This window comes from Aquimarina sp. U1-2 (assembly GCF_017897595.1).
Lineage (GTDB): Bacteria > Bacteroidota > Bacteroidia > Flavobacteriales > Flavobacteriaceae > Aquimarina.
Map to the genome: position 1 here is coordinate 298,534 of NZ_JAGKIK010000005.1, position 9,197 is coordinate 307,730.

The 9,197-nt window shown below is 33.0% G+C and carries 7 protein-coding genes; 4 read left to right on the forward strand and 3 right to left on the reverse strand.

Features of this window, described 5'->3' with window-relative positions; all coding sequences use genetic code 11:
* Positions 1-14: 14 nt before the first annotated feature.
* From J8281_RS09385 to J8281_RS09400, 4 genes are all read left to right on the forward strand, one after another.
* A complete protein-coding gene (locus tag J8281_RS09385; RefSeq protein WP_210197349.1) occupies positions 15-1,190 on the forward strand; it encodes an HlyD family secretion protein in 1,176 nt (391 codons plus the stop codon).
* Positions 1,162-3,321: a peptidase domain-containing ABC transporter gene (locus J8281_RS09390; protein ID WP_210197350.1), complete on the forward strand. Its 2,160-nt coding sequence runs from the start codon at positions 1,162-1,164 to the stop codon at positions 3,319-3,321. Before J8281_RS09385 ends, J8281_RS09390 begins: the two co-directional genes overlap by 29 nt.
* A gap of 237 nt (positions 3,322-3,558) precedes the next feature.
* Positions 3,559-6,678, forward strand: coding sequence for a lantibiotic dehydratase (locus tag J8281_RS09395; RefSeq protein ID WP_210197351.1), 3,120 nt, complete (start codon positions 3,559-3,561; stop codon positions 6,676-6,678).
* A gap of 12 nt (positions 6,679-6,690) precedes the next feature.
* Entirely contained in the window at positions 6,691-7,794 is a 1,104-nt protein-coding gene (locus J8281_RS09400) for a medium chain dehydrogenase/reductase family protein (RefSeq protein ID WP_210197352.1), read from the forward strand.
* 841 nt (positions 7,795-8,635) lie between these two features.
* Here J8281_RS09400 and J8281_RS09405 read toward each other — a convergent pair.
* The 3 genes from J8281_RS09405 to J8281_RS09415 form a co-directional block, all read right to left on the reverse strand.
* Positions 8,636-8,791 (reverse strand): class IIb bacteriocin, lactobin A/cerein 7B family, encoded by a 156-nt coding sequence (locus J8281_RS09405; RefSeq protein WP_210197353.1) that lies wholly within the window; start codon positions 8,789-8,791, stop codon positions 8,636-8,638.
* Positions 8,792-8,817: 26 nt separating this feature from the next.
* A complete protein-coding gene (locus tag J8281_RS09410; protein ID WP_210197354.1) occupies positions 8,818-8,982 on the reverse strand; it encodes a class IIb bacteriocin, lactobin A/cerein 7B family in 165 nt (54 codons plus the stop codon).
* A 26-nt stretch (positions 8,983-9,008) separates the two neighbouring features.
* A partial coding sequence (locus J8281_RS09415) for a class IIb bacteriocin, lactobin A/cerein 7B family (RefSeq protein ID WP_210197355.1) occupies positions 9,009-9,197 on the reverse strand: 189 nt, incomplete at its 5' end.

The window sequence follows — 9,197 nt, forward strand, 5'->3', positions numbered from 1 at the left end:
AAATTAATCGAGGCATGGAAGAAAATCAAATTTTCCCAGAAGATATTCTAAGAAGTACAGTAGAGTATCATGTGGCAACTCACAGTAAAAAAACCAATATTCTGTTTTGGATAATCTTTATGACTATAGCGGGGATATTTACTGCTTTACCTTTTATTTACGTTGATTTATATACGACAAGCAGAGGAATCATAGTCACTAAAGAGAAAAAAGTCTCTCTTTATGGACCATCTAGTGGTAGAATTTCTCAATTTTATATAGAAGAAAATAAAAAAGTCAAAGCAGGGGATACATTATTAGTTATCGATCATAATATTTTACAGGAAAAAGGAAAATTATACACGCTACAGATCGATGAACAATCTAATTATATTCAGGATTTAAAGAAGCTTTTAAAGAAACAATACACTGCGCTAACAACAGATTACTACAAGAAGGAATATTTAAAGTTTAAGCAGGATTTGTTCAATATCGATTTATTATTGAAAAATGCGCAAACTGAATATGATCGCTCTGAGCATCTTTATAAAAAAGAAATTATTTCAAAATCAGAATACGAAAAAGCATTACTCGAACTCGGGAAAATAAAAAATGATAGGATTAATATCATCAAGCAAACCGAATTGAGCTGGCAAAAACAACTTACTGATTATAATCAAACCTTAGATAATCTCAATTCTACAAAAAGTCAACTACACGAGGAGCAAAATTTTTATGTTTTGAGAGCTCCAATTAGTGGAGAATTGATCAACGTTCAAGGTTATAACGAGGGGAGTGTAATTGCTCCAGGAAATTTGATAGCAGAAATTTCTCCGGACACCAATTTTGTAGTAGAAACATACGTAACTCCTGCAGATATAGGTTACCTAAGAGAAGGCGAGAATGCAAAATATCAAATTGATTCGTATAATTCTCATCAATGGGGGTTTGCGAATGGTACGATAACAGAGATTGGAAGCGATATTATACTTTCTAATGATATGCCCGTCTATGTGATTAAAAGTTCATTAGATGATAAGAGTCTTTTTTTAAGAAATGGTTCTGAAGGTAAATTGAAAAAAGGTATGACACTTACCAGTAGATTTTTCTTAACAAAGAGAAGTATGATGCAATTGTTATTTGATGAAATAGAAGATTGGTTTAACCCATACAATCATAAAAATGAAGAAAATAGAGATAAAACAGCATGATCATAGTGATTGCGGTGCTGCATGTTTAGCCTCAGTGTCTGAATATTACGATTTGAGTCTGCCTATATCCCGTATTCGGCAGTATGCCGGGACCGCACAAAAAGGTACTACTTTGTTAGGACTTCGCGAAGCCGCCATAAAACTCGATTTTTTGGCAAAAGGAGTCAAAGTTTCTTTCGAAGGACTAAAAGATGTTCCTTTGCCGGCTATTGCTCACGTAGTGATTAAAGAAAACGGGCATGAGTTTCCTCATTTTGTGGTGATTTACAAAATTACCAATTCGTATGTACGTATCATGGATCCCGCCACGGGAAAGCTTGAAAAAAAACCTTTACACGAATTTCAAGAAGTATTTACGGGGTATATGCTCATCTTAATTCCAGATGAAAATATTTTTCAAAAGAGAAATGAAAAGGTTTCTAATCTAAAGCGTATTCTATTTTTAGTAAAGCCTCATAAATTTATTGTCGTACAAGCAATAATTGGCGCATTAATTTATACACTTCTTGGTTTTTCAATCTCTATTTATGTTGAGAAAATTACCGATTTCGTGTTAGTAAGTGGTAATACTAGTTTGCTTAATTTAATGAGTGTAATCGTAATTGCATGTCTACTACTACAGTTGGTTTTTGGAGTTCTCAAAGATTCTTTTATCCTCAAGACGAGTCAGCAAATAGATTCTAGATTAATTCTTGGGTATTACAAGCACCTCTTTACGATGCCACAAAAATTTTTCGATACGATGCGTATTGGAGAAATTATGTCACGAATAGGAGATGCAGTTAAAATTAGACTCTTAATCAATGAAACTGCTTTGAGCATCTCGGTAAATATATTGATTGTTATCTTTTCTTTTATTTTTATGTACACGTATTACTGGAAGTTAGCATTAATTATCTCCTTAATCATTCCTTTATATTTAATTATCTATCTAATAGTAAATCAACTCAATAAAAAGGTTGAACGTATGGTCATGGAGAAAAATGCCATGTTAGAAGCTCAGCTTGTAGAGTCTATTAAGAATATTGGTACAGTAAAACGACTTTCTTTAGAGGATTTCTCTAAAAACAAGACAGAAACAAAATTTGTAGATGTATTAAAAAGTATATACGCATCTGGTAAAAACAATATATTCTCTAACGCATCTACAGATTTTGTATCCAGATTATTTACGGTTATACTCCTTTGGGCAGGTACCGCTTATGTTATTGATAATCAAATTACGCCAGGAGAACTATTTTCTTTCTATGCTATCATAGGTTATTTCACCGGACCGGCTTCGCAGCTTATCGGTACTAATAAATCCATCCAAAATGCAATGATTGCGGCAGATCGTCTATTTGGAGTAATGGATTTGGATACAGAAAAAGTAGAAGCTAATGTCGAGTTATCGGAAGGAAATTTGGGAGATATCGAGTTCAAGAATATTGGGTTTTCTTATGAAATAGGCAGAAACATTTTTAAAGACCTCACGCTGTCTATTCCCAAAGGTAAATTTACAGCCATAGTTGGAGAGAGTGGAAGCGGGAAAAGCACTATTGCTGCCTTAATTCAAAATATTTACAGTCCCGATAGTGGAAAAATACATATTGGCGATTATGACTTAAAATATATTTCAAAAGAAAGTATAAACAACATGATAACCACTGTGCCTCAAAATGTAGAACTTTTTGACGGATCTATTACTATGAATATCGCTATTGGCGATCCTAGTCCAAACATGCAAAAAATCATAGATATAAGCAAAAAAGTTGGCGTTTATGAATTTATAGAATCGTTACCTAATGGTTTTGACACCTATCTAGGTGAGTTTGGTGCCAATCTCTCTGGTGGTGAACGACAACGAATTGCTTTTGCCAGAGCCTTATATAAAGATCCGGAAGTAATCATTTTAGACGAGGCAACTTCGGCATTGGATTCGCAGTCAGAAATGGTTATTCGTCAACTCATTGATGAGCTTGTAGATCAGGGCAAGACAATTATAGTGATAGCTCACAGATTAAAGTCGGTAATGAATGCTAATAAAATTATAGCCCTTAGAAAAGGGCAGTTAAAAGAACAAGGAACACATGTAGAGTTATTATCAAAAGAAGGGTATTATTTCAATATGTGGAACAATCTTGTTGCATAACCCATAAAAACCCGCAATATGTATTATAAAATCTATTACGGCTTAAAATACCTTCAAAAACAAACGCTGCGTTTTATTTTTCAATGTCATCGTAGCCCTTTGACTCCGCTTAGAGTAAACTGCTACAAAGAAATTGAGAAAACACTTGTTTTTATTGCTATTTCAACCCTCATTACGAAATTCTAATACATAATCCGGATTAAAATCATAAAAATATAACATACAAAACGTATTATCATGAAAAATTACTCATTTTCCAATAAAGCAATTGTTAGAACACCTTTAGGAACCAAACAAATAGATATAACCTGGGATCTGATTCAACAGGTATTCGCAAAAAAAGAGAACAGAGAAGCGCTATTTCTAGGATCGCCACATATATATCAAGCGATGGAACTCTGGGAAAAAGGCGAAGCTTTTCAAACAGAAGATGATCTCAAAAGTCTTAAATGTTCTTTGTATAAGTATGTATCCAGATTGTCTAACAGGTGTACACCTTTTGGTTTATTTGCTACCATATCTGCAATAGATATGGCATCAAAAACATCAATAAATTTTGAAAAAGCTCATTTATCTCGTTTTACAAAGTATGATATGTATTTTTTGGGAAGTTTTCTTCCTATTTTAACCAAAGAAAATACTATTCGTAACGTGTTAAAGTATTATCCTAATAATTCTTTATACACCGTATTTGATAAATACAGATATGTAGAGTATTATTTTAAAGATAATGCTCGTTACCATAAGATTTCAGAAGTAGCGATTAATGAGTATTTAAACAAAATTACTACCAGAGCCAAAGAAGGAGCAGTACTTAGTGATTTGGTTCAAGAATTAGTTTCTAATGACATTTCTGAAAAGGAAGCTATCGAATTTATGAATACCTTAATTGATAGTCAGTTTTTAATTAGTGAATTAGAATTTACCCTAACCGGAGATGATTATTTTAATACCTTGATGCATAAATTTTCAGAAAAGCGTTTTGATTTTTATGAAGCTCAGGTGGTTAAGAATCTTATCGTAAAATTGAAAAATAAAATAAGCAGTCTAGATCAAAATATAATAAACGATCCTATACAATATAGAGAAATACATCAATTATTAGAAGACGAAGTTAAGAATGTAGATATTACCAAGCTATTTCAGGTAGATACGTATCGTAATTTACCCAATGCTACGTTAAGTTACAAAACTTTAAAGAAGCTTCGTAACGGGATTACAGTACTCAATAAACTGTATTCAAACAGAGAGAATAGAGTCTTAAACGATTTTAAACAAAAATTTCTAGAGCGGTATGAAGAATATGAGCAACCTTTGGTTAAAGTTTTGGATCCCGATATAGGTATTGGATACGGTAATCAATCTGGAGCAAAAACGCCATTGGTTGATAATTTGGCACTATCGGGTAAATCTGTAGGAGTACGACAGATTGAGTTAACTACTAAAAGTTCGTTTTTGCTCAAGAAATTATTAGAGGCACACAAAAATAACACGTTTGAAATTACGCTTGAAGATCATGAAATAAATACCTTCGAAGAGGACGAGAAGTTATACCCAGATAGTTTCTCGCTATTTTTTAATGTATTTGATGAAGAAGGGATAGAAAAGATCATGTTGAAATCGGCATCGGGACCTTCTGCGAATGGTTTAATTGGTCGATTTGCGCATCTGGATAATGACATACTTGATTTGTGCAACGAAATCTCGAAAAAGGAAAAAGATTTGCATCCTGATAAAATCATAGCAGAGATTATTCATTTACCACAAGCTAGAACAGGAAATATTTTGTACAGAAATTTTCAGCGAGATTATGAAATTCCTTATCTAGGAAACTCGTCTCTTGATAGTAGCCATCAAATTTCGGTAGATGATTTGTATGTATCAGTTAAAGGAAATAAAATTGTATTAAGATCCAAAAAACACAATAAAGAAATTATCCCTAGACTGGGTAATGCACATAATTACCAAACGAATGCGCTACCTATCTACCATTTTCTTTGTGATATACAGTCGCAGTACAGTTCTGGGCTGGCGTTTCACTGGGGTCGTTTACAATATGATTTTGAGTTTCTACCTAGATTAAGTTATAATGATGTTGTACTATCTCGGGCAACCTGGAATATCACTGAAGAAGAGATTAAAAACATAACTTCACAAAATGAGAAAAAAGCGGAAGAAATAGTTGATGATTTTAGAAAGCGAAGAAACTTACCAGACATTCTTTGTATCGTTCAAGGAGATAATGAGGTGCTCATTAACTTTACTAATGATTTAAGTCGTAGAGTCTTCTTTTTAATGTTAAAAGGAGAGAAATTCATTCAACTTAAAGAGTTTTTATTTGAAGAAAATACGGCAACCCATAATTACTGTAACGAATTTATAGTATCAGCGTACAAAAAAGCCGACGTTACAGTTAAAGAGCCAGTAAAGTATATTTCTCATGAGAATAAAGAAGTGGCAATACCATCATATTCTACAGGTACCGAGTGGTTGTATTATAAGTTTTATTGTGGAGAAAGGGCAGGAGAAGAATTATTAAACCGGGCTATACATCCTATTGTTTTAGATTTACAGACCAAGGGTCTTGTAAAAAAATGGTTCTTCATTCGTTATTACGATAAAAATGGTCATCATCTCAGGTTTAGGGTTTTATTAAACGACAAACAGCATTTTACCGAATGTATTCATAGCATAAGTAAGGCTATTAAACCTTTTGAAGAGACTCAAATTGTTTGGAAAACACAAACGGATACCTACCTGCGCGAGTTACAACGATATGGGTTTGAAGCGATAGATGCTACAGAGAGTTTGTTTTACAACGATAGTGAATGCACACTTAGATTTGCAGATATGATCGAGGGCGATGCTGGTGAGCAAATACGTTGGAAATTTGCTTTACTATCTATGGACTTTTTATTGAATGATTTAGGGTTTACCATTAAAGAAAGAACGGATATGCTTAAAGCAGCTAAAACTAGTTTTGGTAATGAGTTTAATCGCTCTGGAAAATTAAACAAGCAGATCAATGAAATGTATGCGAAAAACGAAAAAGCTATTGAAAATTTCTTAGATGAAAGCGCAAAAAATATCATGTATGAGCCTTTGTGGGATATACTCAAAGAAAGATCAGTCAAGAATCTGGCTATAGCAAAGCACCTACGCGAATTGTCTGAAAATAATCAGCTACCATCTACGTTTCATCAAGTTACCTTAAGTTATTTACATATGATTTGTAATCGCATTTTTTTGGCCAAACAACGTGTGCACGAAATGGTAGTATATGATTATTTATATAAATATTATAGTAAGAAATTGCATACTTCTAAGCAGAATAAATTTGAAAAAGTTGAACTTTAAAACATTATAGTCATGAGAGCACTTGCTGTATTAAGTCCGTCGATAGACGCAAAGGTTGATCAAGAACAAAAGTATTATCTTACTATTGATTCATTAAAAATTCCGTTAGCCTTAATTCATGTACCAGATACCGTATTTAAAAAAGATGACGCTGCCTATGCTAATTTAGTTTTGGTCAAAAAAGTAGGCTTTTCTTTAAATTATAGGGATTTGGGAGTAATTGAAAGAGCTTGGAGAGGGTTAAAAGAGCTTGAACAAGACAGTTATTACCCAATAGGTTCTGATTTTTGTGGTTATGTTGAAGAGGTTGGTCAAAATGTAAAGAACCTAAAGAAAGGTGATTTGGTAATATCAGATTGTTTTTATCCAGAGTCAAAGAATGGATATCAAGGAGGAATCCCTACTAATCACGGGAGTAAAGAATATGAAATCCTACCAGAAATTAAACTGTTAAAGTTGCCAGATCATTTTCCTGTTGAACAAGCAGCTGCAATGAGTATTGGAACGCAAACCGCTATCAATATGATAGAGAGAGCACAAATTAAAGAGGGTAGTAACGTCTTGGTGACATCAGTTACATCAAATACATCATTATTTCTATTAAACTTTTTAAAAACCAGAAATTGCAACGTTTATGGCTTATCATATTCTGGCGAAAACTTTGAAAAGGTAAAGCAAAAGTTTCCTTTTTTAAAGGACATTTATTCCTTACAGCTTGATAATATACCCACAGATCTTCAATTTGATGCTGTGTTAGATCCTTTTTCAGATACTTACCTGCCTTATTTGCTGGATAATGATAGACTAAAAACTAGTTGTTATTATGTTACGTGCGGTATTTTTTCACAATCCAGACAAAAACGGAAAGATGGAAAAGAAGTAAAGCTACATGATCTTTTTGCCAAGTTTATTGCAAAGAATATTAACTTTATCGGTAATTGTTTAGGTCCTACATCAACCTTAGAACAGGGAGTTAGAGAGCTTTGTTCTTTTCCAGATCATAATATTATTATGGATAGTGTGTATAGTGAAGAAAAATCATTGAAGGAGTTCATTAGAAAAACGTTCAACGTAGATAAAAATCGTTTTGGTAAGGTATCCTTTATGTACACGTAAATATTTAAGTGAAATAACCTACATTTGATTACATATCTTCTAAATAAAATAGATGAAATACGTCATTAGTAGCAATAAATTACTGACACTAAAAAAGCTTATCGTAACTGATGAGCTTTTTTGTTAATTACATCGTTTTATCCTTATTCTGAATTAGAACTTCGTCAGAAAATCCTCAAAGCATAACAAAGCAACGCCCTAGGCGAGAGATGCAGCATTGAAAATGTTTTCTTGATTTTAACAAAGTACGGCTACGGTTACATTAAAAAACATAGCGAAGCGGACGTGTTTCGAAGCAGTTGAAGGGCGTCATAAATTTTCTAAGATATATATATATCGGGTTTAATTGGACTTATGGTTTATCTACGTGTGTAAAATAACCTCAGTTCGACAATTAAATTATTGATTTCCAGTAGTTACAATTTGCCTCTGTCACCTCTAGCGAAGTCGAGAGGTCATTTTTTGTAAAACAACCAGGTTTCGACTAAGTCTGCCCTGAGCTTGACGAAGGGCTCGACCGGACAGGATATATTAATTGGTTAATTTTCAATAAATTAACAATTTAATTCAGGTTAAAATAAAATAAACTGTCGGATCTAGCAATGGTTACTACCATTAGGATACATAGCGTAATTGAAATGATGTCAAGATCAAACGTTTATATTTCGACCAACGTTTAAGAAAAGTTCAACATACTATGCAAACTGGAGGTAAGTAGATTTTAAAGTATAACCAGTAGTTCCGCTTTAGGGAGGAAAAATAACAAGCTGCCTGAAATATTCTTCAGACAGCTCATTTTGATTGGTCTACCTTTAATAGCGGTAGAAGGTGTAAGACTATATTAGTCTCTCACAGCGGTATAAATAGATAACCCTATGATTACACCTACGCAAACTGGAGTCGTACCTCCGTTAACTTCAGTAAGTTGCTCATCGTTTAACTCAACCAAAGCATTTTTGTCAAATCTCAATTTGTTATTTACGTTTTGTGATTTCATAATATTTATATTTAAAAGTGAATTAATTAGTCCATTAAATTGTCGATCACTATACTAGCGGTAATTCCTATAATGATTCCTACACATACCGGAGTTGTGCCTCCGTTAACTTCAGTAAGTTGCTCATCATTTAACTCAACCAAAGCATTTTTGTCAAATCTCAATTTGTTATTTACGTTCTGTGATTTCATAATATTTATATTTAAAAGTGAATTAATTAGTCCATTAAATTGTCGATCACTATACTGGCAGTAATCCCTATGATTACACCTACACATACTGGAGTTGTGCCTCCGTTAACTTCAGTAAGTTGCTCATCATTTAACTCAACCAAAGCATTTTTGTCAAATCTCAATTTGTTATTTACGTTCTGTGATTTCATAATATTTATATTTAAAAGTGAATT